At 74.6% G+C, this 24,896-nt stretch carries 25 protein-coding genes; 12 read left to right on the top strand and 13 right to left on the bottom strand.

Annotation, left to right across the window (positions count from 1 at the left end; genetic code table 11):
- Nucleotides 1-10: 10 nt before the first annotated feature.
- The 4 genes from BLS70_RS04915 to BLS70_RS04900 form a co-directional block, all read right to left on the bottom strand.
- Nucleotides 11-520, bottom strand: coding sequence for a DinB family protein (locus tag BLS70_RS04915; RefSeq protein WP_091764529.1), 510 nt, complete (start codon nucleotides 518-520; stop codon nucleotides 11-13).
- Nucleotides 521-558: 38 nt separating this feature from the next.
- Nucleotides 559-2,058, bottom strand: coding sequence for a phytoene desaturase family protein (locus BLS70_RS04910; protein WP_091764528.1), 1,500 nt, complete (start codon nucleotides 2,056-2,058; stop codon nucleotides 559-561).
- A 120-nt stretch (nucleotides 2,059-2,178) separates the two neighbouring features.
- Nucleotides 2,179-3,837 (bottom strand): SpoIIE family protein phosphatase, encoded by a 1,659-nt coding sequence (locus BLS70_RS04905; RefSeq protein WP_091764527.1) that lies wholly within the window; start codon nucleotides 3,835-3,837, stop codon nucleotides 2,179-2,181.
- A gap of 136 nt (nucleotides 3,838-3,973) precedes the next feature.
- Nucleotides 3,974-5,092, bottom strand: coding sequence for a spore photoproduct lyase family protein (locus BLS70_RS04900; RefSeq protein WP_091764526.1), 1,119 nt, complete (start codon nucleotides 5,090-5,092; stop codon nucleotides 3,974-3,976).
- A 140-nt stretch (nucleotides 5,093-5,232) separates the two neighbouring features.
- Between BLS70_RS04900 and BLS70_RS04895 the strand changes: the two genes are divergently transcribed.
- Both BLS70_RS04895 and BLS70_RS04890 read left to right on the top strand, forming a co-directional pair.
- Entirely contained in the window at nucleotides 5,233-6,417 is a 1,185-nt protein-coding gene (locus BLS70_RS04895) for a zinc-dependent alcohol dehydrogenase (protein WP_091764525.1), read from the top strand.
- Nucleotides 6,418-6,454: 37 nt separating this feature from the next.
- The gene (locus BLS70_RS04890) at nucleotides 6,455-7,219 is read left to right on the top strand and encodes a LamB/YcsF family protein (protein ID WP_091764524.1); all 765 of its coding nucleotides are present in this window, start codon (nucleotides 6,455-6,457) and stop codon (nucleotides 7,217-7,219) included.
- A gap of 4 nt (nucleotides 7,220-7,223) precedes the next feature.
- Here the strand turns inward: BLS70_RS04890 and BLS70_RS04885 are convergent, their stop codons facing one another.
- Nucleotides 7,224-8,348 carry a hypothetical protein gene (locus BLS70_RS04885; protein ID WP_255362244.1) on the bottom strand — a complete coding sequence of 375 codons (1,125 nt, stop codon included), beginning with the start codon at nucleotides 8,346-8,348 and terminating at the stop codon, nucleotides 7,224-7,226.
- Nucleotides 8,345-9,553, bottom strand: a complete 1,209-nt coding sequence (locus BLS70_RS04880) for a PP2C family protein-serine/threonine phosphatase (protein WP_091764847.1) — start codon at nucleotides 9,551-9,553, stop codon at nucleotides 8,345-8,347. The genes BLS70_RS04885 and BLS70_RS04880 overlap by 4 nt, the downstream gene beginning before the upstream one ends.
- 92 nt (nucleotides 9,554-9,645) lie before the next feature.
- Here BLS70_RS04880 and BLS70_RS04875 point away from each other — a divergent pair, with 92 nt between their 5' ends.
- Genes BLS70_RS04875 through BLS70_RS04865 form a run of 3 tightly spaced genes read left to right on the top strand, consistent with a single transcriptional unit; the run spans nucleotide 9,646 to nucleotide 12,154 of the window.
- Entirely contained in the window at nucleotides 9,646-10,275 is a 630-nt protein-coding gene (locus tag BLS70_RS04875; RefSeq protein WP_255362243.1) for a 5-oxoprolinase subunit B family protein, read from the top strand.
- A 1-nt stretch (nucleotide 10,276) separates the two neighbouring features.
- Nucleotides 10,277-11,128, top strand: a complete 852-nt coding sequence (locus BLS70_RS04870; protein ID WP_091764523.1) for a 5-oxoprolinase subunit C family protein — start codon at nucleotides 10,277-10,279, stop codon at nucleotides 11,126-11,128.
- A 51-nt stretch (nucleotides 11,129-11,179) separates the two neighbouring features.
- Nucleotides 11,180-12,154: a patatin-like phospholipase family protein gene (locus BLS70_RS04865; protein WP_091764522.1), complete on the top strand. Its 975-nt coding sequence runs from the start codon at nucleotides 11,180-11,182 to the stop codon at nucleotides 12,152-12,154.
- Between the two features lie 4 nt (nucleotides 12,155-12,158).
- On the opposite strand, the gene BLS70_RS04860 is transcribed toward BLS70_RS04865, so the two are convergent.
- The 4 genes from BLS70_RS04860 to glgA all read right to left on the bottom strand — a co-directional run bounded on the left by BLS70_RS04860 (nucleotide 12,159) and on the right by glgA (nucleotide 16,473).
- Nucleotides 12,159-12,968, bottom strand: a complete 810-nt coding sequence (locus tag BLS70_RS04860; RefSeq protein ID WP_255362242.1) for an ABC transporter ATP-binding protein — start codon at nucleotides 12,966-12,968, stop codon at nucleotides 12,159-12,161.
- Nucleotides 12,965-14,062 (bottom strand): FecCD family ABC transporter permease, encoded by a 1,098-nt coding sequence (locus BLS70_RS04855; protein ID WP_255362241.1) that lies wholly within the window; start codon nucleotides 14,060-14,062, stop codon nucleotides 12,965-12,967. Before BLS70_RS04855 ends, BLS70_RS04860 begins: the two co-directional genes overlap by 4 nt.
- 12 nt (nucleotides 14,063-14,074) lie before the next feature.
- Nucleotides 14,075-15,049, bottom strand: a complete 975-nt coding sequence (locus BLS70_RS04850) for an ABC transporter substrate-binding protein (RefSeq protein ID WP_091764521.1) — start codon at nucleotides 15,047-15,049, stop codon at nucleotides 14,075-14,077.
- 236 nt (nucleotides 15,050-15,285) lie between these two features.
- Nucleotides 15,286-16,473 (bottom strand): glycogen synthase, encoded by a 1,188-nt coding sequence (gene glgA / locus BLS70_RS04845; RefSeq protein WP_091764520.1) that lies wholly within the window; start codon nucleotides 16,471-16,473, stop codon nucleotides 15,286-15,288.
- A gap of 127 nt (nucleotides 16,474-16,600) precedes the next feature.
- Between glgA and glgC the strand changes: the two genes are divergently transcribed.
- Both glgC and BLS70_RS04835 read left to right on the top strand, forming a co-directional pair.
- A complete protein-coding gene (gene glgC, locus BLS70_RS04840; protein WP_091764519.1) occupies nucleotides 16,601-17,821 on the top strand; it encodes a glucose-1-phosphate adenylyltransferase in 1,221 nt (406 codons plus the stop codon).
- Nucleotides 17,822-17,828: 7 nt separating this feature from the next.
- Nucleotides 17,829-18,335, top strand: a complete 507-nt coding sequence (locus BLS70_RS04835) for a 2'-5' RNA ligase family protein (RefSeq protein WP_091764518.1) — start codon at nucleotides 17,829-17,831, stop codon at nucleotides 18,333-18,335.
- Here the strand turns inward: BLS70_RS04835 and BLS70_RS04830 are convergent.
- The gene (locus BLS70_RS04830; RefSeq protein ID WP_091764517.1) at nucleotides 18,332-18,988 is read right to left on the bottom strand and encodes an O-methyltransferase; all 657 of its coding nucleotides are present in this window, start codon (nucleotides 18,986-18,988) and stop codon (nucleotides 18,332-18,334) included. The genes BLS70_RS04835 and BLS70_RS04830 overlap by 4 nt on opposite strands.
- 213 nt (nucleotides 18,989-19,201) lie before the next feature.
- On the opposite strand from BLS70_RS04830, the gene sigE reads away from it, so the two are divergent.
- The 4 genes from sigE (at nucleotide 19,202) to BLS70_RS04810 (ending at nucleotide 22,394) form a co-directional block, all read left to right on the top strand.
- On the top strand, nucleotides 19,202-19,789 hold the full coding sequence (gene sigE, locus BLS70_RS04825) for an RNA polymerase sigma factor SigE (protein ID WP_091764843.1): 588 nt from the start codon (nucleotides 19,202-19,204) through the stop codon (nucleotides 19,787-19,789).
- A complete protein-coding gene (locus BLS70_RS04820; protein ID WP_091764516.1) occupies nucleotides 19,786-20,358 on the top strand; it encodes an anti-sigma factor family protein in 573 nt (190 codons plus the stop codon). The genes sigE and BLS70_RS04820 overlap by 4 nt, the downstream gene beginning before the upstream one ends.
- 182 nt (nucleotides 20,359-20,540) lie before the next feature.
- Nucleotides 20,541-21,938 (top strand): S1C family serine protease, encoded by a 1,398-nt coding sequence (locus BLS70_RS04815; protein WP_255362240.1) that lies wholly within the window; start codon nucleotides 20,541-20,543, stop codon nucleotides 21,936-21,938.
- A gap of 87 nt (nucleotides 21,939-22,025) precedes the next feature.
- Nucleotides 22,026-22,394: a twin-arginine translocase TatA/TatE family subunit gene (locus BLS70_RS04810; protein ID WP_091764515.1), complete on the top strand. Its 369-nt coding sequence runs from the start codon at nucleotides 22,026-22,028 to the stop codon at nucleotides 22,392-22,394.
- Nucleotides 22,395-22,480: 86 nt separating this feature from the next.
- Here the strand turns inward: BLS70_RS04810 and BLS70_RS04805 are convergent, their stop codons facing one another.
- Together BLS70_RS04805 and BLS70_RS04800 are read right to left on the bottom strand one after the other, a co-directional pair.
- Complete coding sequence (locus tag BLS70_RS04805; protein WP_091764514.1) at nucleotides 22,481-22,951, bottom strand: SRPBCC family protein; 471 nt, start codon at nucleotides 22,949-22,951, stop codon at nucleotides 22,481-22,483.
- 94 nt (nucleotides 22,952-23,045) lie between these two features.
- Nucleotides 23,046-24,197, bottom strand: a complete 1,152-nt coding sequence (locus tag BLS70_RS04800; RefSeq protein ID WP_091764513.1) for an Mrp/NBP35 family ATP-binding protein — start codon at nucleotides 24,195-24,197, stop codon at nucleotides 23,046-23,048.
- A gap of 153 nt (nucleotides 24,198-24,350) precedes the next feature.
- Between BLS70_RS04800 and BLS70_RS04795 the strand changes: the two genes are divergently transcribed.
- Nucleotides 24,351-24,890, top strand: a complete 540-nt coding sequence (locus tag BLS70_RS04795) for an SRPBCC family protein (protein ID WP_218122283.1) — start codon at nucleotides 24,351-24,353, stop codon at nucleotides 24,888-24,890.
- Nucleotides 24,891-24,896: the final 6 nt, after the last annotated feature.

The raw sequence follows: 24,896 nt of genomic DNA, 5'->3' as shown, positions 1-24,896 counted from the left end.
TCGGCGGGGATCAGTCGCCCACGGTCCCGTCGACCGCCTCGCGCAGCAGATCGGCGTGGCCGGCGTGCCGGGCGGTCTCCTCGATCATGTGCAGCAGCACCCAGCGCAGGTCGAAGTACCGCCCGTTGGCGCGCGCCTGTGCCGAGCGCTGGTCGAGGGTGTCGGTCCGGGCGACGACCTGGCGGCTGCGCGCGCAGGCCTCCGCGTAGCGCCGGCGCAGCTCGTCGCCGGGCACGTCTCCCGCGGTGCGGAAGTCGAAGTCGGGATCCGCCGCCCAGTCGACGGCGCCCCACAGCGGGTCGTCGGAGAGCCCGGCGAACCGGACGCGGAACCAGGTGTCCTCGACGTAGGCGAGGTGGTTGAGCAGGCCGCCCAAGGTCAGCGTGGACGGCGGCAGCGGCTGCGCCAGCTGTTCGTCGGTGAGGCCTTCGGCCTTCCGGAGCAGCGTCTCGCGCTGGTAGTCGAGGAAGGAGGTCAGCTGCAGCTGCTCGGCGCCGCAGGACGGGGGGTCGGTGCGCACCCTGTCGACCTTCGCACGGACTCGCGCCCCAGGCGCGGTCAGGCGGGGCCCACCAGCCCGGCGACGATCTCCGCGGACAGCGTCACCAGGGGCAGCCCGCCGCCGGGGTGCGCCGATCCGCCGACCAGGAACAGGCCGGGGACGGGGGAGGCGTTGGCCGGACGGAGGAAGGCCGCCCGCGCCCCGTTGCTCGACGTTCCGTAGATCGAGCCGCCGACGCTGCCGGTGTCCCGTTCGAGGTCGGCCGGGGTGCGCGTCACCCGCACGCGCACCCGGTCGCGCACGTCGAGTCCGCGGTCGGCCATCACCTGCAGCACCCGGTCGGCGTACCGCTCGGCCAGGCCGGGTTCGTCCCAGTCGACACCGCGCCCGGGCTCGTGCCGCGGCGCGTTGACCAGCACGAACCACGACTCGCTGTCCTCGTCGGGCCGCAGTGCCGGGTCGTCCGGCGCGCTGACGTAGACGGTCGGGTCCGCCACCGGCCGCGGGTGCCCGGCGTGCCGGCCGGTGCCGAAGACCGCGTCGAACTCGGCGTCGTAGTCGGCCGGGAAGCGCACCGTGTGGTGCGCCAGGTCGGGGGTGCGGCCGCGGAGCCCCAGCAGCAGCACGAAGCCGGACAGGGACGGCGTCGCCCGCGCCAGGGCCCGACGGGGCGCCGCCGTCGCCCGGGCCGGCACCAGGTCCGCGTAGAGCGCCGCGGCGTCCACGTTCGAGACGACGACGTCGGCCGCGACCACCTCGCCGTCGGCCAGTTCCACGCCCGCCGCCCGGCCACCGGCGACGACGACCCTCCGCACCGCGCAGCCGGTGCGGAGGAGGGCACCCCGCTCGACGGCACGCTCGGCGACCGCGAGCGCGAGCCGGTGCAGGCCGCCGCGCACGTACCAGGAGCCGAACGCCTGCTCGGCGTGCGCGACCGTGGCGAGCACCGCCGGAGCGCGGCGCGGATCGGAGCCGGAGTAGGTGGCGTACCGGTCGAGCAGGGTCCGCAGGTGCGGATGCCGGAGGTAGGCCTCGCCGAGCCCCCGCAGCGACTGCCACGGCGCGATGGTGGCGACGTCCGCCGGGCGGCGGGCGAGCCGGGCCAGCGTGGCGGCACCGGCGAGCGGGGTGCGCAGGAAGGGCCTCTCGCTGATCCGCCACATGTGCTGCGCGCGGGCCATGAGCGCCGACCACTGCTCGCCGGCTCCGGCACCGAGCGCGGCGTCCAGCGCGGCGGGCACGGCGCCGGGCTCACCCGGGAAGGCCAGGTGCGTGCCGTCGGCGAACCGGTACGCCACGGCCGGGTCCACCCGCACGAGGTCCACCGAGTTCTCCAGGGGAGCGCCGGTGGCCGCGAACAGGTCGCGGTAGACCTGCGGGAGCGTGACCAGGCTCGGGCCGGTGTCGAAGGTGTGCCCGTCCACGGTGAGCCGGCCGAGCTTGCCGCCGATCTCCTGGGACCGCTCGAGCACGGTGACCGCGTGCCCCTGTGCGGCCAGTCGTGCGGCCGCGGCCAGACCGCCGAGTCCGGCGCCCACCACCGCCACCCGCGCCACGCGGCCACGGTAACCGGACCGCGGGGGTGGCTCGCCCGTCGGTGGACCGACGTCGTCCTCCTGAGCGGGGCCGGCGGCAGGTGGGCGCGGCCCACGCCGACACGGAGCGGGCCGGTCGACTCAGGCCGGGACGGTGAGCGCCAGCAGTGCCATGTCGTCCGCCTCGTACCGTGAGCCGGCCACCTGGGCCTCGACCGCGGCCTTCACCGCGGTCACGGCCTTCTCGGCATCCGCGCAGTCCCGGCCGGAGAGCAGCCGTGCCAGGCCCTCCTCCCCGAACTGGGAACCGGCGGCGTCCCGCGCCTCGGTGACGCCGTCGGTGTAGAGCAGCAGCGTCGCGCCTGACGTCAGGTCGACGGACGTCGTCTCGAACTGCACGTCTGCGTCGACGCCGAGCGGCCGCCCCGGTGCCCCCACCTCGGTCACCGCGCCGTCGGCCGAGCGCAGCAGGGGCAACGGGTGACCGGCGACGGCGAGGTGCACCCGGTGCCCCGCGGCCGTCGGCTCGAGGACGAGGCAGCAGGCCGTGACGAAGCGCAGCGGGCCGCGGCCCTGCTCGTGCAGCAGGGCGGTGTTGACCGCGCTCAGCATGTCGCCCGGGTTCCCGGCGGCGGCCGCCGCCCGCGCCGTGTGCCGGGTCAGCGCGGTGACCGCCGCGGCCTCGGCGCCGGTGCCGCAGACGTCAGCGATCAGCACCATCCACCGTCCGTCCGGCAGCGGCATGACGTCGTAGGTGTCCCCACCCACCAGCGCCGACCCTCCGCCGGGCCGGTACCGGGCGGCCACCTGGACACCCGGGATCGTGGGCAGGTGCGAGGGGAGCAGGCTCCGCTGCAGGGTGTCGGCGAGGTCCCGGACCTCGGACTCCGCCTCCAGCCGTGCCAGGAACTGGCCGATCTGCCGTCCGGCGTGCGCCAGGACGGCGAGGAGTTCCACCGGGACGTCCCGCTGCTCCCGGGAGAAGAGCTCGCAGACGGCCAGCAGGGTGTCCCCGTGCATGACGGGGAATGCCGCACCGGTGCGCACGGCATCGGCTCGTGCGGCGTCGGCCCGCAGGAAACGGGCGTCGTCCCAGAGGTCCTCGACCACCACGGGGGCCCGGTGCTGCCACGCCAGGCCCGGCAGCCCCTGACCGCGCACGAAGGTCCGCGTGGCCGAGTCGGCCACGAGCGCCGGGATGGCTGCGCCGGGGGCCTCCCAGGTGCGCGAGTGGACCAGGTGACCGCCGCTGCTCTCGGGCTGCCAGAGCGTGGCGGCGTCCCAGTCCAGCTCGGTGCAGAGGGTCGGCAGGAGCTGCTCGAAGGCCACGTCGGAGTCCGCCGCCTCGGTGAGGGCCGCGGTGACTCGCAGCGTGGCCGTCAGGTACCGGCTGACCTGCAGCTGCCGCTCGAGCAGGATGGTGGTGCTGGCGTCACGCAGGACCGCGACGACCACCGCGCTGTCGGGATCTGACCCGGCGGCCGGTTCCAGTCGCGCGAGGGTCAGGTCGATCGGGATCTCCCGGCCACTGGCATGCAGGGCGGGGACCTGGGTCGTCGCGCCCACCAGCTCGCCCTCGCCGGTGAGTCGGAAGCGCCGGAACCCCGAGCCGTGGGAGCCGCGGAAGCGCTCGGGCATGAGCACGGTCAGGGATCGGCCCATCAGGCTCGCCGGGCTGTGCCCGAGGAGGGTGGCGACCGCCGCGTTGACGTAGGCGATCCGCCCCTCCCCGTCGGCGACGACGACGGTGTCGGGCAGCGCCTCGACGAGCGCGCGTGCGGGCAGGGCAGAGCTCAGCATCTGTGCCGACGTCCCCCCCGCAGATCGATCCGTGCGCTGCCAGGATGGCACGCGCTGTCAGGCCCCTGACACGCAGAGTCGACATGTGGCCATGGCGACAAGGACCACTCTGCCCGATCGTCGGCACCCCGGCCGGTCAGAAGGCGTACCGGATGCGCAGCCAGGGTGCATGCAGCTCCACCAGTCGTTGCAGTCGCTGTACCCCGTCCCGCTTGACGTCGTTCCGGTAGCGGACGTTGTCCTGGCCGTTCTGGCTGCGCTTGGGCTGCTGCAGCTCCGGGCGCCAGAGCAGGTCCTCGGCCTTCGGGTGCCAGCCGAGGTTGACCTCGTGCAGATCGCGGTTGTGCGTGAGCAGGATGACCTCCGCGGCGGCCTGCGCCTTGGTGGCGGGCGACAGCTGGTCGTCCAGTCGCTGTAACAGCGCAGCCCAGGCGGACTCCCAGCCGTCGCGCAGCACGACCGGCGAGAGGTTGAGGTGCACCTCGTAGCCCGCCTCGACGAAGTCGTCGACCGCGGCGATGCGCTCGGCCACGGGGCTCGTGCGGACGTCGAGCACGCGCGCGTCGTCCTCCGGCATGACGGAGAACCGGATGCGGGTGCGGCCAGCGGGGTCGAGGTCGAGCAGTTGCCGGTTGACGTACTTCGTCGCGAACGACGCCTTGGCGGTGGGCAGCTCCCGGAACGTGGCGATGAGGTCGGCGACGTTGTCGCTGACGAGCGCGTCGACCGAGCAGTCGCTGTTCTCGCCCAGGTCGTAGACCCAGCTGTCCGGATCGGCCTGGTCGGGCTCGGGCTTGGGGCCCTGCCGGCCGACGTGCCGGCGGAGGTAGCCGGTGATCTGCTCGATGTTGGTGAACACGGTGATCGGATTGGCGTAGCCCTTGCGCCGCGGCACGTAGCAGTAGGCGCACGCCATGGCGCAGCCGTTGGCGGTCGAGGGCGCGATCCAGTTCGCCGACCGCCCGTTGGGCCGCGCGGAGAGCGACTTCTTGACGCCGAGCACGAGCGTCTCGGTCTTGACCCGCACCCAGCGCTCCACGTTGCCCTCGTTGCCGTGCAGGTCGGGGATCTGCCAGTGCGAGGGCACCTCGACCACCTCGGCGCCGGGGAAGCGACCGAGGACCTGACGGCCGCGCGAGCTGTCGAGTGCGGCGGGCTCGGCGTAGATGCGGCGCACCTGCAGCAGGCGGTTCGGTGGTGCGGGGGTCGTCGGCGGCTCGGGGTCGAAGAGCGTCAGCGGCTCGGCCGGTGCCATGCCTGGTGCAGCGTGCGGTGGAGGAGTCGCATTCCGTACGGGTGGACGGCGCGCTGTGCGGTTTCGCACCACCGGCCACGGGCACCCGACCTGGGACGACGTCGCGCCGACGGCGCGCGCGGACGACGAACGGTGGATCCATGAAGGCAGTGACCTGGCACGGACAGCGGGACGTACGTGTCGAGGAGGTGCCCGATCCCTTCGTGCAGGAGCCCACGGACGCGGTCATCCGGGTCACCACGTCGAACATCTGCGGCTCGGACCTGCACCTGTACGAGCCGCTGTCGCCGTTCATGGGCGTGGGCGACATCCTCGGCCACGAGAGCATGGGCCAGGTCGTGGAGGTCGGATCGGCGGTCGGGAACCTGAAGGTGGGGGACCGCGTCTCCATCCCCTTCCAGATCTCCTGCGGGCACTGCTGGATGTGCCAGCAGCAGCTCTACACGCAGTGCGAGACCACCCAGGTGCGCGAGCACGGCACGGGCGCCGCGCTGTTCGGCTTCTCCAAGCTCTACGGCGAGGTCGCCGGCGGCCAGGCGGAGTACCTGCGGGTGCCGCAGGCGCAGTTCACGCACATCCCGCTGCCGGAGGGACCGGCCGACGACCGGTTCGCCTACCTCTCGGACATCCTGCCGACGGCGTGGCAAGGCGTGGACTACGCCGCCGTGCCCGAGGGCGGCACGCTGGTGGTGCTGGGCCTGGGCCCGATCGGTGACTTCGCCTGCCGCATCGCCCAGCACAAGGGCTACCGGGTCATCGGGGTGGACCTGGTCCCCGAGCGCCTCGGGCGGGTGCGCGCCCGCGGCATCGAGGTCGTCGACCTGAACGAGGTCGAGGAGATCGGCGACGCGATCCGCGACATGACCGGCGGCCGCGGACCGGACTCGGTGCTGGACGCCGTCGGCATGGAGGCGCACGGGTCGCCGGCCACGAGCTTCGTCCAGAAGGCGGCCGGTCTGCTCCCGAAGGCGGTGTCCGCGCCGATCATGGAGCACGCCGGCGTCGACCGGCTCAACGCGCTCTACTCGGCGATCGACATCGTCCGTCGCGGCGGCACCATCTCGCTGTCGGGCGTCTACGGCGGCGCGGCCGACCCGATGCCGTTGATGACCATGTTCGACAAGCAGATCCAGCTGCGCATGGGTCAGTGCAACATCAAGCGCTGGGTCCCGGAGATCATGCCGCTGCTCACCGACGCCGATCCGCTCGGCGTCGACACCTTCGCCACGCACCGGGTGCCGCTGTCCGAGGCGCCGGAGATGTACCGCAAGTTCCAGAAGAAGGAGGACGGCGTCGTGAAGGTGCAGCTCAAGCCGGAGCTCTGACGCGGTCGGCTCACCGGCGCAGTGCGACACTGCGCCGGTGAGCAGCACCGTCGACCTCAACGCCGATCTCGGTGAGGGCTTCGGCGTCTGGCGGCTGGGCGACGACGAGGCGCTGCTCGGCGTGGTCACGAGCGCCAACGTCGCGTGCGGCTTCCACGCCGGCGACCCGACGACGATGCGCCGCGTGTGCGCCGGCGCCGCCGCCACGGGCGTGGCCGTCGGGGCACAGGTCTCCTACCGCGACCTCGCCGGCTTCGGCCGCCGGTTCATCGACGTCGAGCCGGCCGAGCTCGCCGACGACGTCCTGTACCAGCTGGCCGCGCTCGACGGCATCGCCCGGGCCGAGGGCACCCGGGTCCGCTACGTCAAGCCGCACGGTGCGCTCTACAACGCAGCCGTGGGTCACGAAGGGCAGGCCCGGGCCGTGGTCGACGCCGTCGTCGCCCACGACCCGGCGCTGCCGGTGCTGGGGCTGCCGGGGTCGGCGCTGCTCCGGGCGGCGGAGGCGGTCGGCCTGCGTCCGTTCGCGGAGGGCTTCGCCGACCGCGGCTACACCGCCGACGGCGGCCTGGTGCCGCGCCGCGAGCCGGGGGCCCTCGTGCACGACCCGGCCGAGGTCGCGGCGCGGGCCGTGCGCATGGCGGTCGAGGGGACCGTGGTGGCCGTGGACGGCAGCACCGTGCCGGCGGCCGTCGCCTCCATCTGCGTGCACGGGGACACCCCCGGTGCGGTCGAGCTGGCCCGTGCGGTGCGGACGGCGCTGGAGCAGGCCGGCGTGGCGCTCACCGCGTTCACCGGCTGACGCCTCAGCTCGGCGCCGGGACCTCCGCCGACTCGGCGTCGCCACCGCCCGGGCGGTAGGCGTAGGCCGCCTCGCGCACCGCCTCGTCGGTCTCCAGTCCGGCGCCGAGCGCGCCGCCCACGGTGGCCAGCGAGCTGATCAGCCAGGCCAGCTCGAGGTGGTCGGTGAACCCGGCGGGGTGGCCCAGGGCCTCGGTGAACAGCGGGTCGACGACGAGCAGCAGGGCACCGACCAGGGCGAGCCCGAACAGCGCGGCGTACAGCGACAGCACGCCGATGACCACGGTGCCCAGCGTCGCCAGGTTGAAGAGGGTCACCTGCTTGCGCGACCGCCTCGACCGGGCCCGCTCCCACAGCTGCGCGCCGACGACCAGGGTGATCGCGGTGGCAGCGACCGAGCCCACGGCGACGGCGGACAGCCGGACCGAGCCGAACACGTCGGCGAGGCGCCAGATGTCGGGGGTGACGAGGGCGAACACCCCGGCGGCGATGGCGGCGGTCAGCGCGCGGGAGAGCCGGATCGCCAGCCGCCACGGCCGGTTGGCCCGCACCATGCCGACCAGCATCGAGAGGTTCCCCGACAGCACCCGCGCGGTGAAGCGCACGCCCTCGGTGGAGTCGGCCGGGTCGACCGCGAGCTGCCGCAGCCGGCGGCTGATCGTCGCGCGGTCGCCCTCGTCGTCCGGCTCGCCGTCCCCGGCCAGCGCCTGGACGAGGCCGACCGTCGTCTGCAGCGCACGCCGCCGCCGGCCCACGGCACCCAGCGCCGGCAGGGAGAGCACCGCGACGCCGTGCACCGGGCTGGCGTGCCCGACCACCGGGCGGCGGGCGCTCTCCAGCGGCACGTCGGTGAGGCACACCGCGAGGTCCCAGTCCTCCCGCAGCAGCCGGTCGCGGGTGGCGGCCACCAGCTCCGCGTCGTCGGCCGGCGGCTGGACCAGCCCGTCCTCGACGGCGCGCACCTGCCAGGCGACCTCGGGGTGCTGCACGGAGAGCTCGGCGGCCAGGTCGTCGCACAGGCCCGCAGCCAGGGCGGCAGCCGCCCCGGGGGCGGCGATCAGCCCGAGCACCAGGACGGGGGCAGGGAGTCCAGATGCCGACGCCGGGCGCACACCCTGCGGCCGGCTCACAGGCGCATGACCTTGTGGCGGTCGGTGCGCCACTCGACGAGCACGATGCTGGCGTCGTCCTGCAGTCTGCCCGCCTGGTGGTCCATGACGCTGCGCATGAGTCGGCGCAGGGTCTCCGGGGGTGGGTCGCCGGCTTCCTCCGCGCGGATGACGAAGTCGGCCAGCCGCTCCTCGCCGAAGAACTGCCCGTCGGGGGATCGGGCCTCGACGACCCCGTCGGTGTAGAGGAGTACGCGGTCGCCGGGCTCGAGTTGAGTCTCGCACTCGATGACCGGCTCGCTCTGCAGTCCCAGGGGGCGCGACGAGGGGCAGACGGGCGGGTGCACCAGTGCGCCCTGGCGGACGACGATCGGGGCGGGGTGACCGGCGTTGACCCAGGTCAACCGGCCGGTGGGCAGATTGATGCGGGCCAGGAGCGCGGTCGCGAACCAGCTCTCGCCGAAGTTCTCGGCGATGATCGTGTTCATCGCGGCTGCTACCTCCGGCAGGTGGCCGCCCGCACGCCGGGCGTGACGGTAGGCGCCGAGCGCGGCGGCGGCGATCAGCGCGGCGCGGAGGCCGTGCCCGACGGCGTCGAGGACGAGCAGGTCGGCGGTCTCTCGGTTGACGGCGTAGTCGAAGGTGTCCCCGCCGATCTCGTAGGCCGGCTCCAGCATTCCGGTGATGACGATCTGGTCGGTGCCGAAGGTGAGTGGCGGCAGGAGTTCCCACTGGATCTCGGCGGCCATGGTCAGCGGACGACGGCGCCGCAGCAACCGCAGCACGTCGCTGTAGAGGTTCCGGGTCACCGACAGCTCCGCGACGATGCTGACGAAGGCCCGTACCTCCTCCTCGTACCGATCGCGCGGATCGTCGGGGAAAGCCAGCTCGATGATCCCGAGGCGTTCTGCGCCGTCGATCAACGGGAGCCACAGCCGGGTCCCTCCGTCGGCCGTCGGCTCGCGGAGGAGCTCCACCCGCCGGAAGACCTGGCCGCGCGTGGACCCGTCGACCGGCAGCGGCTCGCGCACCGGAACGCCGTTCCCCGGCACCGGGAGGAGGAGCTGCTGGCCGTAGTCGGCGAGGTACACGACGGCCTCGCGGGCCCCGAGCAGGGCGGCCTTCTCGGCGATGACCGAGCCGACCTGATCGGCGGGCAGCAGGTGGGAGGCGCGCAGCAGCGATCGCAGGGCCTCACCGTCCGGGGTGGGGAGCTGCTTGCTCATGGAGAGGGAGCCTGTCAGGCCGGACACGCGACGGCGACGGTGGGTCCGGGTCGCTGCTGGTCAGCGGACCGGGCGGCGGCGATCATGGACCGGTGGACAGGGCTGAGCGGTCGATCCGCGTCCTGCCCTGCGGCGACCGCGCACTGCTGGTCGAGGTGGCCGGCCCGGCCGACGTCGAGGCGGTCCGCAGGGCCCTGGAGCAGACCCCGCTGCCCGGTCAGCGGGAGCTGGTGCCGGCCGCGCGCACCGTCCTGGTCGTCCTGGACCGCCCGCCGACGGACCTCGACGCGGCGACGCTGCGCCGGCTCCCGGTGACCGACGCCGGGCCGGCCGCCGGCGCTGCGCTGGTCACCGTCCCGGTCACCTTCGACGGGCCGGACCTGGCGGAGGTCGCCCGGCTCTGGGGCCGGCGCGAGTCCGACGTCGTCGCGGTGCTGACCGGGGTCGAGCTGACCGTGGCGTTCAGCGGGTTCGCGCCCGGGTTCGGCTACCTGACCGGGCTGCCGGAGGACCTGCACGTGCCCCGGCGGGAGACGCCGCGCACGCGGGTGCCGGCCGGCGCGGTGGCGCTGGCCGGCCCGTACGCCGGGATCTACCCGCGCTCCTCGCCCGGGGGCTGGCAGCTGGTCGGCCGCACCGACGCCGTCCTCTTCGACGTCCACCGCGACCCGCCGGCGCTGCTGGTGCCGGGGGCACGCGTCCGGTTCCGCGAGGTGGTCTGACGTGCTGACCGTCCTCGCGACCGGCCCGCTCACGACGGTGCAGGACCAGGGCCGCCCGGGTCACGCCGCCATCGGGGTCACCCGGTCCGGCGCCGCGGACGCGACCGCCGCCGGGCTGGCCAACCGCCTCGTCGGCAACCGGCCGGAGGCGGCGCTGCTGGAGGTCACCGCGGGCGGGCTGCGGATGCGGGCCGCGCGCACCGTGCTGGTGGCCGTGACCGGCGCCCCGTCATCGGTGGAGATCGATGGCCGGCCCGCGCCCTTCGCCGCGCCCACCACGGTGCCCGCCGGATCGGTGCTGGCGCTCGGCTCGCCATGGCGGGGCCTGCGCAGCTACGTGGCGGTGCGCGGCGGCGTCGACGTCCCACCGGTGCTCGGGTCGCGCAGCACCGACACGCTGTCCGGCCTCGGTCCGCCGCCCCTGGCCGCGGGCACGCTGCTGCCGGTCGGCGGCCTCGCGGGCGAGGAGCCGTTCGTGGACGTCGCACCGGTCGGGGCCCCGCCGGAGCGGCCGGTGCTCCGGGTGCTGCCGGGTCCGCGGCGCGACTGGCTGGACGACGCCGCCTGGACCGCGCTCACCACGCAGGACTGGCAGGTCGGGTCCGACAGCGACCGGGTGGGGCTGCGGCTGACCGGTCCGCGGCTGGGCCGCGCCCGGGACGGCGAGCTGCCCAGCGAGGGCCTGGTCCCGGGTGCGCTGCAGGTGCCGCCCGACGGCGCTCCGGTGCTCTTCCTCGCCGACCACCCGGTGACCGGCGGGTACCCGGTCCCGGCCGTCGTCGTCACCGCCGACCTCCCGCTGGCCGCCCAGCTGCGCCCGGGTGACGCCGTCCGGTTCCGGGCTGGACGCTGAACCGGATCCCCGCCCGCTGCCGGGCCCCGGCGCGCGGGGCAGGATGACCACGTGACGCGTGTCGGCCTGGTCCTGGGCGCCGGCGGTGTGGTCGGGCAGGCCTACCACGCCGGTGTCCTGGCCGTGCTCGAGCACGACTTCGGCTTCGACCCCCGATCGGCCGACCTGATCGTCGGCACCTCCGCCGGCTCCATCACCGGGACGCTGCTGCGGCTCGGGGTGCGGGCCGAGGACCTCGCCGCGTGGACCGTGAAGGCCCCGCTCTCCGGCGACGGCGACCTGCTGCGCCAGATCGCCGACACGGAGATTCCCGAGCTGGCGCCGTTCCGCCCGGTGGAGCTGCTGCGCCTGCCCATGCGGCTGCCCGCGGTGGGGATGGTGCAGCGGGCCTTGACCCGGCCGTGGCGGTTCCGGCCGCTGGCGGCCGCCATGGCCCTGGCGGCGCCCGGACGGCGGGACATCACCGAGCAGCTCGCCGCGCTGCGCGAACTGGAGCGGCCGGGCTGGCCCGAGGACCCGCTGTGGATCTGCGCGGTGCACCGGCACGACGGCCGCCGGGTGGTCTTCGGCCGCCCCGGCACTGCCGCTCCGCCGATCCACCTGGCCGTCGCGGCGTCCTGCGCCGTCCCCGGCTACTTCGCACCGGTGGAGATCAACGGGCACACGTACGTCGACGGCGGCGCGCACTCGCCGACGAACGCGGCGCTGCTGCGCGGCGGCGGGTTCGACCTGGCCATCGTCGTCGCACCCATGAGCGGACCCGCTGGGCGCTCGCTCAGCGTCTACGCGGCGGCCCGGAGGCACTCCGCCCGGCTGCTGCGCCAGGAGGTGCGGGCGCTCGAGGCGGCGGGCATCCCCACCGTGGTCTTCACGCCGGGCGCTGCCGAGCAGGAAGTGATGGGCGACGACATGATGGCGCGGCACCGCCTGGACGAGGTGATCCAGCAGTCCTTCCTGGCGGCCGGGGCACATGCCTCACGGCCCGAGGTCGGCGAGCTCATCCGCAGCGCGTCGGCCGGTGGCTAGCGCCTCAGCGGACCGGCAGCACGGCGAGGCCGTCGGGACCGGTCACCACCTGGGCGCGGGCGCCGTAGTGCTCGGCCAGCGCCGCGGGGGTGAGGACGTCGGCCGGGGTGCCCTCCGCGACCACGCGGCCGCGCGCGAGCAGGGTGAGCCGGTCGGCGTACTGGCCGGCCAGCGTGAGGTCGTGCAGCGTGCTGACGACGGTCAGCCCGTCCTGGCGGCGCAGGCGGTCGAGCAGGTCGAGCACCTGCTGCGCGTGGCCGAGGTCGAGCGCCGCCGTGGGCTCGTCGAGGAACAGCACCCTCGGCCGCTGCGCGAGCGCCCGGGCCAGGACGGCCCGCTGTTGCTCCCCGCCGGACAGCGTCACCAGGAGCCGGTCGGCCAGCGGCTCGAGGTCCAGGCGCTGCAGCACGTCGGCGACGACCTCGCGGTCGTGCCGGCGGGGCGCGGCCAGCAGCGGCCGGTGCGGGGTGCGGCCCAGGGTGACGTACTCCAGCGTGCTGATGCCCTCGGGCAGCACCGGCAGCTGCGGGGCGTACGCCAGCAGCCGGGCGCGGTCGCGCCGCGGCATGCCGGTGGTGGGGACGCCGTCGATGCGGACGTGCCCCTCGTGGCTCTGCAGGCCGAGCACCGAGCGCAGCAGGGTCGACTTGCCCGAGCCGTTCGGTCCGATGACGGCCAGCCACCCGCCGGGCTCGACGGTGAAGCGCACCGAGTCCAGGACCCGGGTGCGGCCGTAGGCGGCGCTCAGGCCCACGACCTCGACCCGGGCGCCTCGCACGAAGGACTCCGGCGCGGCCGGCTCCGGCGCGGTCACCGGCGCCGCGCCCCGGCCCAGAGGAGGGCGGCGAAGAAGGGCGCGCCGATGAAGGCGGTGACCACGCCGATCGGCAGCTCGGCCGGCGCCAGGATCACGCGGGCGATCAGGTCGGCGACCACCAGGAAGGCTCCGCCGACCAGCAGCGACAGCGGCAGCACGCGGGTGTAGGAACCCCCGGCCAGCCGGCGCACGATGTGCGGCACGACCAGACCGACGAAGCCGATGAGTCCGCTGACGGCCACGGCGGAGGCGGTGGCGAGGGAGGCGGCCAGGATGACCAGCAGGCGCAGCCGGCCCGGGTGCACGCCCAGCGAGGCCGCCTCGTCGTCCCCGACGGCGAGGACGTCCAGCGCCCGGCCGCAGCAGAGCAGGACGGCGCAGGCGACGCCCAGGTAGGGGAGGACCAGCACGACGTCGGACCACTGCGAGCTGCCGAGCTGGCCGATCATCCAGCCGTAGATCTGGCGGAGGTCGTCGGTGTTCTGCTGCTGCACGAGGTTCTGCGCCGCGGCCAGGAAGGCGGCCACCGCGATGCCGGCCAGCAGCAGCGTGGGGCTGTGCGCGCCACCTGCGACGCTGCCCAGGCCCAGGGCGCAGAAGACGCCGAACAGGGCGCCGGCGAACGCGGCGAGCGGGACGATGCCCACGGGCCCCAGCGACTGCACGGGGGAGTAGGCGATGGTGAGGGTGGCCCCGAGGCCTGCGCCGGCGGCCGCGCCCAGGAGGTAGGGGTCGGCGAGCGGGTTGCGGAACACGCCCTGGTAGGCCGCACCGGAGACGGCCAGCGCCGCGCCGACCAGGACGGCGAGGACCACCCGCGGCAGGCGCAGCTGCAGCAGCACCGCGGCCTGCGTGCCCTCGAGCCCGCCCGGCACGTCCACGCCGAAGGGGCCCAGCGCCCGGTCGGCCAGGGTGAGCACCACCCCGCCGGGGGGCAGGGGGACCGCGCCCACCCAGGTCCCGGCGAGCACGGACACCGCCAGCGCGAGGCCGGCGGCACCGGTCACCACGGCGGTGGACCGCCGGGGACGCACCGCACCCGGCCCGGCCGTGTTGCGGCCGGGCCGGGTGCGGGAGGTGGTGGCGGTCACGGGGGGAGGTCCTCAGCCCTGCAGGGCCTCGGCGACGGTCTCGGCGAAGTCCGCGATGCGCGGGCCCCAACGCGACGCGACGTCGTCGTCGGCCTCGACGACGCGGCCGTCGACCACGGCCGGGAGGGCGTCGAAGGCCGGCCGCTGGGCGACGGTGGCCGCGCTCTGCTCGCAGCACTTGGTGTCGGCGAGCACGATCAGGTCGGGTGCCTGCTCGACGACGAACTCGGCGGACAGCTGCGGATAGCCACCGCTCGGGTCAGGGGCGCTGTCGGCGATGTTCTCCAGCCCGAACAGGCTGTAGATGCTGCCGATGAAGGTGGAGCTGTCGGCGGAGTAGAGCTCCGGGCCGAGCTCGTGGAACACCTTCTGCCCGGCGGCGTCGGCGGACACCGAGTCGACGGCGGCCCGGATCCGGTCCTGCACGTCGGCCACGACGTCGGCGGCCTCGTCGGCGTGCCCGGTCGCCTCGCCCAGCAGCTCCATCTGGGCGTACGCCTCGTCCAGGTCCTCCGCGGACCCGAGCAGCAGCACCGGGACGTCGAGGGCCTCCAGCGAGTCGACGATCCCGTTCTGGTCGTCGCTGAGCACCACGAGGTCCGGTTCGTAGGCCACGATCGCCTCGGCGTTCGGGGTGAACGCGGACAGGTCGGTGATCGGCGCGTCGGCCGGGTAGTTGGAGTTGTCGTCCACCGCCTCGACCTGGTCACCGGCGCCGATGGCGAACAGCGTCTCGGTGGCCGTGGGGGACATGGAGACGATCGCGGCGGGCTGCTCCTCGATGGTCACCTCGCCGTTGTCGGCGGTGAGGGTCACCGGGAAGTCGGTCGCCGCGGAGGACGCCGCGGCGCCGTCGTCGTCACCGTCGGAGGAGTCGCCGCAGGCGGGGAGGGCCAGCAGCAGCGCCGTGAGCGCCGGCAGGGCGACGCGGGACCGCCGGCGGGCGCGCGACGTCGACCGCGCCGCGCGGGCAAGGGAACCGGACAAGGGGAGGGCCTCCAGCGGAGGCGGCGAGGGTCGGCTCCGAGCTGACCCGACGCCCGATGCGCGACCCCAGCCGCGAGGGTCGGTTGCATGGCGCAGAGCAGGCGATCTGGCTCGGCACCCTCTGCTCCAGGAGCGGGGGCCTCACAGTTGCGGGACAGCGCCGGGTTCGCACCGGACTTCGCTGCTGCTGCGCCACCGGCGCACGGGCCGGCGACCGAACGGTACCAGCGGGGCCGCTACGCCCGCCCCGACAGGACGGCGGTGTAGACGTCGACGGTCTGCCGGGCGATCGCCGGCCAGCCGAACTCGGCGAGCACCCGCTCGCGGCCGGCCGCGCCCATCCGCGCCGCCCGGTCCGGATCACGCAGCAGCTCGGTCATCCGGGCCGCGAGGCCGGCGGCGAACCCGTCGGGGTCCTCCGGGTCGTAGGGCACCAGCAGCCCGGTGCGGCCGTCGTCGACCACCTCCGGGATGCCGCCCACGGCACTGGCGACGACGGCGGTGCCGCAGGCCGCGGCCTCCAGGTTCACGATGCCCAGCGGCTCGTAGACCGAGGGGACGACGAAGACGGTGGCCCCGGTGATCAGGGGGACCAACTGCTCGCGCGGGAGCATCGCCTCGATCCAGACCACGCCCTCGCGCCGCGCCTGGAGCGCGGCGACGGCGTCGGCGACCTGCTGGTGCTCGGCCGGGGTGTCGGCGGCGCCGGCGCACAGCACCAGCCCCACGTCGGCCGGGAGCTGCTCGGCCGCGGCCAGCAGGTGGACCAGCCCCTTCTGCCGCGTGATGCGCCCGACGAACAGGGCGTAGGGGCGGTCGGGGTCCACGCCGAGGGCGCGCACGGTGTCCGGTGCCTCGACCGGGCGGTAGGCCTCGGCGTCCACGCCGTTGCCGACGACGTGCACGCGGGCCGGGTCGAGCTCGGGGTAGGCGTCCAGGACGTCGGTGCGCATGCCGTGGCTCACCGCGATCACCGCGTCGGCCGCCAGGTAGGCGGTGCGCTCGGCCCACGACGAGAGCCGGTAGCCGCCGCCGAGCTGCTCGGCCTTCCACGGGCGGCGGGGCTCCAGCGAGTGCGCCGTGATCACGTGCGGGGCGCCGTGCACCAGGGCGGCCAGCAGGCCTGCGGTGTTGGCGTACCAGGTGTGGCTGTGCACCAGGTCGGCGTCGCCCAGTGCCGCGGCGATCTGCACGTCGACGCCGAGGGCCTGCAGTGCGCCGTTGGCCTCGCGCAGCCCCTCGGGGACGGCGTGCGCGGTGGCGTCGTCCCGCGGGCTGCCGAAGCAGTGGACGTCGACGTCGAGCTCTCCGCCGGCGGTCCCGGCAGGGAGTCCCCGGAGCGCGGCCACGAGGTGCTCGACGTGGACGCCGGCACCGCCGTAGACGTCCGGCGGCCACTCACGGGTCACGATGCCGATGCGCACCCGATCACCGTAAGGGTTGAAGGACCACCCTTCCCCCCACGCCTCGCAAGCTCGCCGTGGGCCCCTGAAGGGTGGCCTCGTGGCCTCTGGGCGAGTCAATGTGCTGCACAGCGGTTACGTTTCCGGCATGCGTGGCGGTCCTCGGGTGCTCGGCATCGTCCTGGCGGGCGGTGAGGGAAAGCGGTTGTCGCCGCTGACCCAGGACCGTGCCAAGCCGGCGGTGCCCTTCGGCGGGAACTACCGCCTCATCGACTTCGTGCTCTCCAACCTGGTGAACGGGGACATCCGGCAGATCGCCGTCCTCACCCAGTACAAGAGCCACAGCCTCGACCGGCACATCACCACGACTTGGCGGATGTCGCAGCTGCTCGGCGGCTACATCACGCCGGTGCCGGCGCAGCAGCGCCTCGGGCCGCGCTGGTACACCGGCAGCGCCGACGCGATCTTCCAGAGCCTGAACCTCATCTACGACGAGCGCCCCGATATCGTGGTCGTCTTCGGTGCCGACCACGTGTACCGCATGGACCCGCGCCAGATGATCGACCAGCACCTGCAGACCGGTGCCGGCGTGACCATCGCGGGGCTGCGGGTGCCGCGTCGCGAGGCGACCGAGTTCGGCGTGATCGACTCCGACGCCGGCGGCAAGGTCCTCGGCTTCCTGGAGAAGCCGGCCGACCCGCCCGGTCTGCCGGACTCGCCCGAGGAGAGCTTCGCCTCGATGGGCAACTACGTCTTCACCACCGACGCGCTGCTCGAGGCGCTGCGCACCGACGCGGCCGACGAGAGCTCCGCGCACGACATGGGTGGCTCGATCATGCCGATGCTCGCCGCGGCGGGGGAGGCGTGGGTCTACGACTTCTCGACCAACGTCGTCCCCGGCGCGACCGAGCGCGACCACGGCTACTGGCGGGACGTCGGAACGATCGACTCCTACTACGACTCGCACATGGACCTGGTCTCGGTCACCCCGGTCTTCAACCTCTACAACGACCGCTGGCCGATCTACACGCTGCCGCCCCAGCTGCCCCCGGCGAAGTTCGTGCTGGGTGGCCGCGCGGAGGAGTCGATGGTCAGCGCCGGAGCGATCATCGGCGGTGGCGCGGTGCACGGCTCCGTCATCTCGCCCGGGGTCCGGGTCGAGCGGGGCGCCCGCGTGGAGGGCAGCGTCGTCATGAACGGCGTCGTCATCGGCGAGGGGGCGATCGTCCGCCGGGCGATCCTGGACAAGAACGTCGTCGTCCCGCCCGGTGCCCGCATCGGCGTGGACACGGAGCTCGACCGCGAGCGCTACCACGTGAGCGCCGGCGGAGTGACCGTGCTGGGCAAGGGCGCCCGCGCGCTGCTGTAGTCCGGAGATGACGGAGCCGCTGATCGTCACCCTCCTGCTGGAGGAGGCGGCGCAGCAGCGGTTCGACCGGTTGCGGGAGCAGCACTTCCCACCCGAGCGCAACGTCCTCGCCGCGCACGTGACGCTGTTCCACGCGCTCCCGGGGGAGCAGCTCGACGCCGTCCGCGCGGACTTGGCGCAGGCCGCCGACCGCCCGGCGTTCGACGTCGCGGTCACCGGCGTGCGCTTCCTCGGCCGGGGGGTCGCCTACGCGCTGTCCTCGCCCGAGGTCGGCGCGCTGCGGGCCGGACTGGTCTCGGCGTGGCAACCGTGGCTCACGCCGCAGGACCGGCAGAAGCACGCCCCGCACGTGACCGTGCAGAACAAGGTGGCGCCCGCGGTCGCCCGGGCGCTGCACGAGCGGCTGCTCGCGGAGTTCGTGGCGTACGACGTCCGCGCCTGCGGCCTGGGGTTGTGGCGGTACCTCGGCGGCCCCTGGGAACAGGTGGACGAGTTCGCCTTCGGCCCGGCCTAGCCGCTCCTGGTCGCGACCAGCAGGCCGTCACCGATCGGGAGGACGGCCGACACCAGGCCCTCGTCCTCGCGGATCGCGCGGGCGATCTCGCGCCAGGCCACCGTCTGCGGATCGCGGACGGTGCGGTCGGCGATGCGGCCACCGGCCAGCAGGCCGTGCAGCGCCACCGTGCCTCCGACGCGCACCAGGTCGAGCACCCCGTCCAGCTGGGCGGCGTACTCGCGCGGCGGTCCGGCGCAGACCACCATGTCGTAGGCGCCGGAGGAGAGCCGGGGGAGCACCTCGGCGGGCGTGCCGAAGATCAGCCGGGTCCGGCCCGGGGGGACGCCGGCGCCGGAGAAGGCGGCGCGGGCCGCCCGCAGCTGCTCGGGATCGCCGTCCAGCGCGGTGAGGACGCCGTCGGCGCGCATCCCGCGCAGCAGCCACAGGCCGGACAGCCCGCCGCCGCTGCCGATGGAAACCACCGCGCGCGCTCCCACGCTCGAGGCGAGGACGGCCAGGGTGGCACCCACCGAGGGCTCGACGGGCGGGGGCCCGGGCAGCCGGACGGCACGCTCGCGCGCGGCGGCCATCTCCTCGGACTCGCCGACGAAGCGGTCGGCCCAGGCGGCGCCCCCCGGACCGCTCCCCGGCGGCGGTGGGTGGGCGCTCATCACCGGCCGAGGGTAGTGGCCGCCGCCACCTCGCGGACGCGTCCGGACGCCCGCGCCGTGACCGAGCTGTGAGTTCACTGGGAAGGGTGTGCTGCGGGAACACCGCGCGCGCGGCCGTCCGTTGGACCTGACGTGCGCCTCCAGCGACCCCTGTCCGAGCGATCCTCCGACGTCGAACCGGTCGCGACGGCGCCCGTCGGCGATACTGGTGCCGTGTCCGAGCCCGTGCGACCCGAGATCGAGGGCTGGGTCGCGCCCACCTGGGAGCAGGTCGTGCGCGAGCACTCGGCCCGCGTGTACCGGCTGGCCTACCGGCTCTCGGGCAACCCGCAGGACGCCGAGGACCTGACCCAGGAGACGTTCGTCCGGGTCTTCCGCTCCCTCGCCGACTTCTCGCCCGGCACCTTCGAGGGCTGGCTGCACCGCATCACCACCAACCTCTTTCTCGACATGGTGCGGCGCCGGCAGCGGATCCGGTTCGACGCGCTCCCCGAGGACACCGAGCGCCTGCCCGGTCGCGCGCCGAGCCCCGAGCAGGTCTACGCCGACACGCACCTGGACCCGCAGATCCAGGCGGCGCTCGACGCGCTGTCCCCGGAGTTCCGCGTCGCCGTCGTCCTCTGCGACATCGAGGGCCTCACCTACGAGGAGATCGCGGCGACGCTGGGCATCAAGCTCGGCACCGTGCGCAGCCGCATCCACCGCGGACGCGTGCAGCTCCGGCAGGCGCTGGCACACCTGGCCCCGGGCCGGGTGACCACCGAGGACGACGTGATCCTGGGAGGGGGCGGGACGCGATGAGCATGCCCGAGAGCCACCTGGCGCAGGAGGCGATCGCGGCCCTCGTCGACGGCGAGCTGACCGCCGGCCCCGCCGCACGCGCCGCCCGCCACCTGGCCGGCTGCATGGAGTGCCGCATGGCGGTGCAGGCGCAGCGCGAGGCCAAGGAGGCCCTGCACGGCTCGCAGGAGGTGGCCGTGCCCGGTGACCTGATGTCGCGGCTGTGCGCCATCCCCTTCACCGCCGACGTCCCCGGTGCCGGCGGTGGCCCGATGTCGCTGGGCTCGGACGCCGCCCGGCTCACCGTGCGCGACGGCGCAGGCGCCTGGGAGGTCGACCTGTCCCCGCAGGACCGCCCGCACCGGCCCGACCACGCGCGGTGGCTGCGCCGCGGGCTCGTCGGCACGCTCGCCGGCCTCGGCGCCGGCGTCACCGCGCTCGCCCTGAACCTGCCCCCCGACGCCCCCGCGGCGCCTGGCACGGCCGCGGACTCCGGCGTCCGCCAGCACACCGAGGTCGTCCCGCCGGTCGTCCGCACGCTGGACATCGGGACGACGACGCCGCTCGACGGGCAGGGCGGCACACCCTGACCACGTCCGACGACCGGGGCACCCCGCCGCGGGAGGCCGACCTCCCGGAGGACCGGGCCTTCGTCCGCCCGTCCGGGCAGGACGGGCCCTTCGGCGAGGTGCCCGACCGCCTGCAGCCGCGCCGGGTCCCCGCTCCGGAACCGGGCGCCGGCCACCAGGCAGCCTTCGGTCGTCCGGCGAGCGTGCCCGGGAGCTTCGCCGAGGACCGTCCCCGGCCGCCGGCCCGTCCCACCCCTCCGCCGCCCCCCGAGGCGGTGCTGCGCGCCTTCGCGCCGGCCGCTCCGGGGCAGCGGGGCCTGCAGGAGCCGCCGTCCGGCCGTCCGGGACGGCGTCGCACCGCGACCGGCCCGTGGTGGAAGGCCGACGCCCGCAGCGACCCGTGGCGTGACCCCTACGCCCCGGCCGGGCTCGGCGCCCCCGCGGTCTACCCGCCGTCACCCGAGGAGCAGTCCGGCCCGATCGTCGTCGACGACCGGGGCCGCACGAAGGTCCGGCTGCGCGATCTCTCGGTCCGGCTCTCCGCGCTGGTGCTGCTCGCCGTGCTCCTCGTCGGGGCCATCGGCGGCGGCGTCGGCTGGTGGCTCACCCGCGCCACACCGGAATCGCCGCTGCTCTCGCCCGGCACGACGCTGACCCAGGTCGACCCCGGCATCACCCGTGAGCCGGGCTCGGTCTCCGCGATCGCCGCGGAGGTGATGCCCGCGGTGGTCTCCATCGAGGTGCGCGTCGGCGAGGCCGGCGCGACCGGCTCCGGCGTGGTGATCGACGGCGACGACGGCTACATCGTCACCAACAATCACGTCGTCTCCGGCGCGGACGGCGTCGACGGCGCCGAGATCCGCGCGGTGTTCTCCGACGGCAGCGGCTCGGACGCCCGCATCGTCGGCCGCGACCCGGCCAGCGACCTCGCCGTCATCAAGGTCGAGAAGCCCGAGCTGGTCACCGCGACGCTGGGGGAGTCCGACAACGTCGCCGTCGGCGACCCGGTGGTGGCCATCGGCTCGCCGCTGGGCCTGGCCGGCACGGTCACCAGCGGCATCGTCAGCGCGCTCGAGCGGCCGGTGCGCCTGGCCGGCGAGGGCAGCGACACCAACGCCGTCATCAGCGCGGTGCAGACCGATGCGCCGATCAACCCGGGCAATTCCGGCGGCGCGCTGGTCGACGCCACCGGCGCGCTGGTGGGCATCAACACCGCGATCGCCTCGCTCGGCGGCAACGGCACCAGCGGGGGGTCCATCGGCCTGGGCTTCGCCATCCCGATCGACACCGTGCGCGACATCGCCGAGCAGCTGATCTCCACGGGCAGCGCGGTGCACTCGTCGCTCGGGGTCAACGCCCGCTCGGTCACCGACGGCACCCGCGACGGCGCCCTGGTGCTCAACGTCGAGCCGGGCAGCGCTGCCGCCGCCGCCGGCATCCGGGAGCGCGACGTGATCATCGAGGTCGCCGGTGACCGGGTCGGCAGCTCCGAGGAGCTCGTCGTCGCCGTCGACCGGTTCGCTCCGGGCGAGGAGATCACCATCGAGGTCGTGCGCGGTGGCGAGTCCCAGGAGCTCCGGGCGACTCTCGACGCCGCCTAGCGGACGCGAGCCGTCCACCTCCCGGACTCCGGGGGGTTCGCTGGACGGCGCCACCTAGGCTGGGAGCCCGGAGAGAGGGGGCGGCGCGTGTTCGACTCGATCGGCTGGGGCGAGATCATCGTCCTGGCGCTCGCGGCGCTGTTCATCTTCGGTCCCGAGCGCCTCCCGCACCTGGCCAAGGACGCCGCGGCCGGGCTGAAGAAGGTCCGCTCCGCGATCACCGGCGTCCGCGCTCAGGTCAACGAGACCCTGGGCGACGACCTGCCGGAGCTGCGCGACCTCGACCTGCGCAGGTACCACCCGAAGACGTTCATCCGCAGCCAGCTCTTCGAGGACGACGAGCCGGGCGCCGGCCACTCCGGGAGCACGGCAGCCTCGATGGCCGCGGCGGCCCCGATGGCCGCCCGCCCGCGGGACCGCGCGGTCCCGCCCCCGTTCGACCCCGACGCCACCTAGGCCCGGGCCCCCGAGATCAGCACGCGCTCAGGGTTGCCCTGAGGACCGCATCGACCGCCGTCACGGGGTGGTGATCTCCGGCGTGCTCACGAGCGCTGGGCTCGGGCGGCGTCCTGCTCCGCGGCGGCCTTCAGGCGCTGCAGCGTGCCGACGATGCCCTCGCGGTTGCGCTCGGGGAACTTGGCCGCGCGGACCACGGTGTCGGTGACCCGGTCGGCGCGCGAGGCGTCGAAGGTCTCGGTGACCGTCGTCCCGCCGTCGGCGGTGGGCGCGAGCTCGTAGCGCCAGCGGTTGGCGGTGAAGTGGCGCCAGGCGATCCGCCGGGCCGGCTCGAACTCGACCACCCGGTTGCGGATGACGTAGGGGACGCCGAACAGCTTCATCCGCACGGTGAACGTCTGCCCGGTCGCGGTGAGCCGCTCGGGTGCGCTGATCACCGAGCCGACCGAACCGGACCCGTCGATGCGCGAGTGCTGGCGGGGGTCGGCCAGGATCGCGAAGACGACCTCCGGCGGGGCGTCGACGGTGATGCTCTCGGAGATCAGCTTCTCGGTCACGCCCCGAACGTACGTCTGGGGTGTTCCTCGTGCTCGGGAGGTCCTGCAGGACCCCGGGACCGGGAGGAACACCCCAGAAGAGGCGGAGCTGGTGTCAGCGCTTGACCGGCGTGAGGCCGAGCGACATGCCGGACAGGCCGCGCTGGCGGCTGGCCAGCCCGTCGGCGATCTTGGTGAGCGCCTGGGCGGCCGGGGAGTCCGGCTCGGTCAGCACGATCGGGGCGCCGGCGTCGCCGCACTCCCGCAGGCGCGTGTCGAGCGGGATCTGCCCCAGCACCGGCACGCGGGCACCGAGGGTCTTGGTGAGGGCGTCGGACACGGCCTCGCCGCCACCGGAGCCGAAGATCTCCATGCGGGAGCCGTCGGGCAGCTCCAGCCACGACATGTTCTCGATGACGCCGACCACCTGCTGGTGGGTCTGGGTCGCGATCGCACCGGCCCGCTCGGCCACCTCGGCGGCGGCCAGCTGCGGCGTGGTCACGATGAGGATCTCGGCGTTCGGCAGCAGCTGGGCGATCGAGATGGCGACGTCGCCGGTGCCCGGGGGCAGGTCCAGCAGCAGGACGTCGAGGTCGCCCCACCACACGTCGGCGAGGAACTGCTGCAGCGCGCGGTGCAGCATCGGCCCGCGCCACACGACCGGGGTGTTGCCCGGGGTGAACATGCCGATCGAGATGAGCTTCACCCCGAGGGCCTGCGGCGGCATGATCATGCTGTCGACCTGGGTCGGCTTCTCCTCGGTGCCCAGCATGCGCGGCACCGAGTGGCCGTAGATGTCGGCGTCCACGACGCCGACGGCCAGGCCGCGCTTGGCCAGCGCGGCGGCCAGGTTGACCGTGACCGAGGACTTGCCGACGCCGCCCTTGCCCGAGGCGACCGCGTAGACACGGGTCAGCGAGCCTGGCTGGGCGAAGGGGATGACCGGGTCGGCGACGTCGGTGCCGCGGACGGTCTTGCGCAGCTCGGCGCGCTGCGCGTCGTCCATCACGTCCAGGACGACCTGAACCCCGGTCACGCCCGCGACGGCGCCGACGGCCTGCGTCACGCGGTTGGTGATCGTCTCGCGCATCGGGCAGCCGGCGACGGTGAGGTAGACCTCGACGCGCACGGAACCGTCCGCGGCGATCTGGACGTCCTTGACCATGCCCAGCTCGGTGAGCGGACGGTTGATCTCGGGGTCCTGGACGGTGGCCAGAGCGGCGGTGATGGCGTCGAGCGCCGGCGTGCCGGTCAGGGTGTCGGACATCGGTGCGTCTGTCTCCTTCGACGGGGGACCCGTCCGGCCGCAGGCCTTCGCGCTACCTGCGCACACGGGTCGCAGCCACTGTACGGCGGGCCCGGTGGGCGACCGCCGGTCGCGGGGGTGATCTGCTGCGCAGCTGCTGCCATGCTCCTGCGCGTGACCGTTCCCGACGACGCCCCGTCCACCGCGGACCCCGCCGCCGAGCGCATCGAGGCGACGCGCGTCATCCCGGCCGCCCCGCACGAGGTCTTCGCGGTGCTGTGCGATCCGCAGGGTCACGTGGACATCGACGCCTCGGGGATGCTCATGGACGCCGAGGGCGAGCCGGTCGCGGCCGTCGGCGACCGGTTCCTCGTGCACATGGACCGCGAGGCGCTGGGCGACCTGCCGATGGGCGAGTACGACGTCGAGGTGGTCATCACCGCCTTCGAGCCGGACCGGGAGATCGCCTGGACCATCGAGGGCACCATCAGGCCGCCGCTCCAGCACGTGTACGGCTACCGCCTGGAGCCGGCCGACGGCGGGACCCGGGTCACCTCGTACTGCGACTGGTCGAACCTGCGCGAGGACTACCGGCCCTTCCTCACCCTCCCGATCGTCCCGGAGAGCGCACTCAAGGGAACGCTGGGCATCCTCGACCGCACCGTGCGGCGGCGGTCGCGCGCCGGGTCGGGCGCCGAACGGGGCGACGCCTAACCTCTG

Origin of the sequence: Blastococcus aurantiacus (genome assembly GCF_900102425.1) — a bacterium.
GTDB classification, from domain to species: Bacteria; Actinomycetota; Actinomycetes; order Mycobacteriales; family Geodermatophilaceae; genus Blastococcus; species Blastococcus aurantiacus.
The sequence above is the reverse complement of the archived record's forward strand: the minus strand, read 5'-3'. Positions and strand labels throughout refer to the sequence as shown.

Bases quoted from the DNA above. Each gene is read 5' to 3' on its own strand.
- BLS70_RS04905 (WP_091764527.1), bottom strand. From the start codon at position 3,837: ATGCTGAGCTCTGCCCTGCCCGCACGCGCGCTCGTCGAGGCGCTGCCC.
- BLS70_RS04900 (WP_091764526.1), bottom strand. From the start codon at position 5,092: ATGGCACCGGCCGAGCCGCTGACGCTCTTCGACCCCGAGCCGCCGACG.
- BLS70_RS04895 (WP_091764525.1), top strand. From the start codon at position 5,233: ATGAAGGCAGTGACCTGGCACGGACAGCGGGACGTACGTGTCGAGGAG.
- BLS70_RS04880 (WP_091764847.1), bottom strand. From the start codon at position 9,553: ATGAGCAAGCAGCTCCCCACCCCGGACGGTGAGGCCCTGCGATCGCTG.
- glgC (WP_091764519.1), top strand. From the start codon at position 16,601: ATGCGTGGCGGTCCTCGGGTGCTCGGCATCGTCCTGGCGGGCGGTGAG.
- BLS70_RS04835 (WP_091764518.1), top strand. From the start codon at position 17,829: ATGACGGAGCCGCTGATCGTCACCCTCCTGCTGGAGGAGGCGGCGCAG.
- BLS70_RS04830 (WP_091764517.1), bottom strand. From the start codon at position 18,988: ATGAGCGCCCACCCACCGCCGCCGGGGAGCGGTCCGGGGGGCGCCGCC.
- BLS70_RS04820 (WP_091764516.1), top strand. From the start codon at position 19,786: ATGAGCATGCCCGAGAGCCACCTGGCGCAGGAGGCGATCGCGGCCCTC.
- BLS70_RS04800 (WP_091764513.1), bottom strand. From the start codon at position 24,197: ATGTCCGACACCCTGACCGGCACGCCGGCGCTCGACGCCATCACCGCC.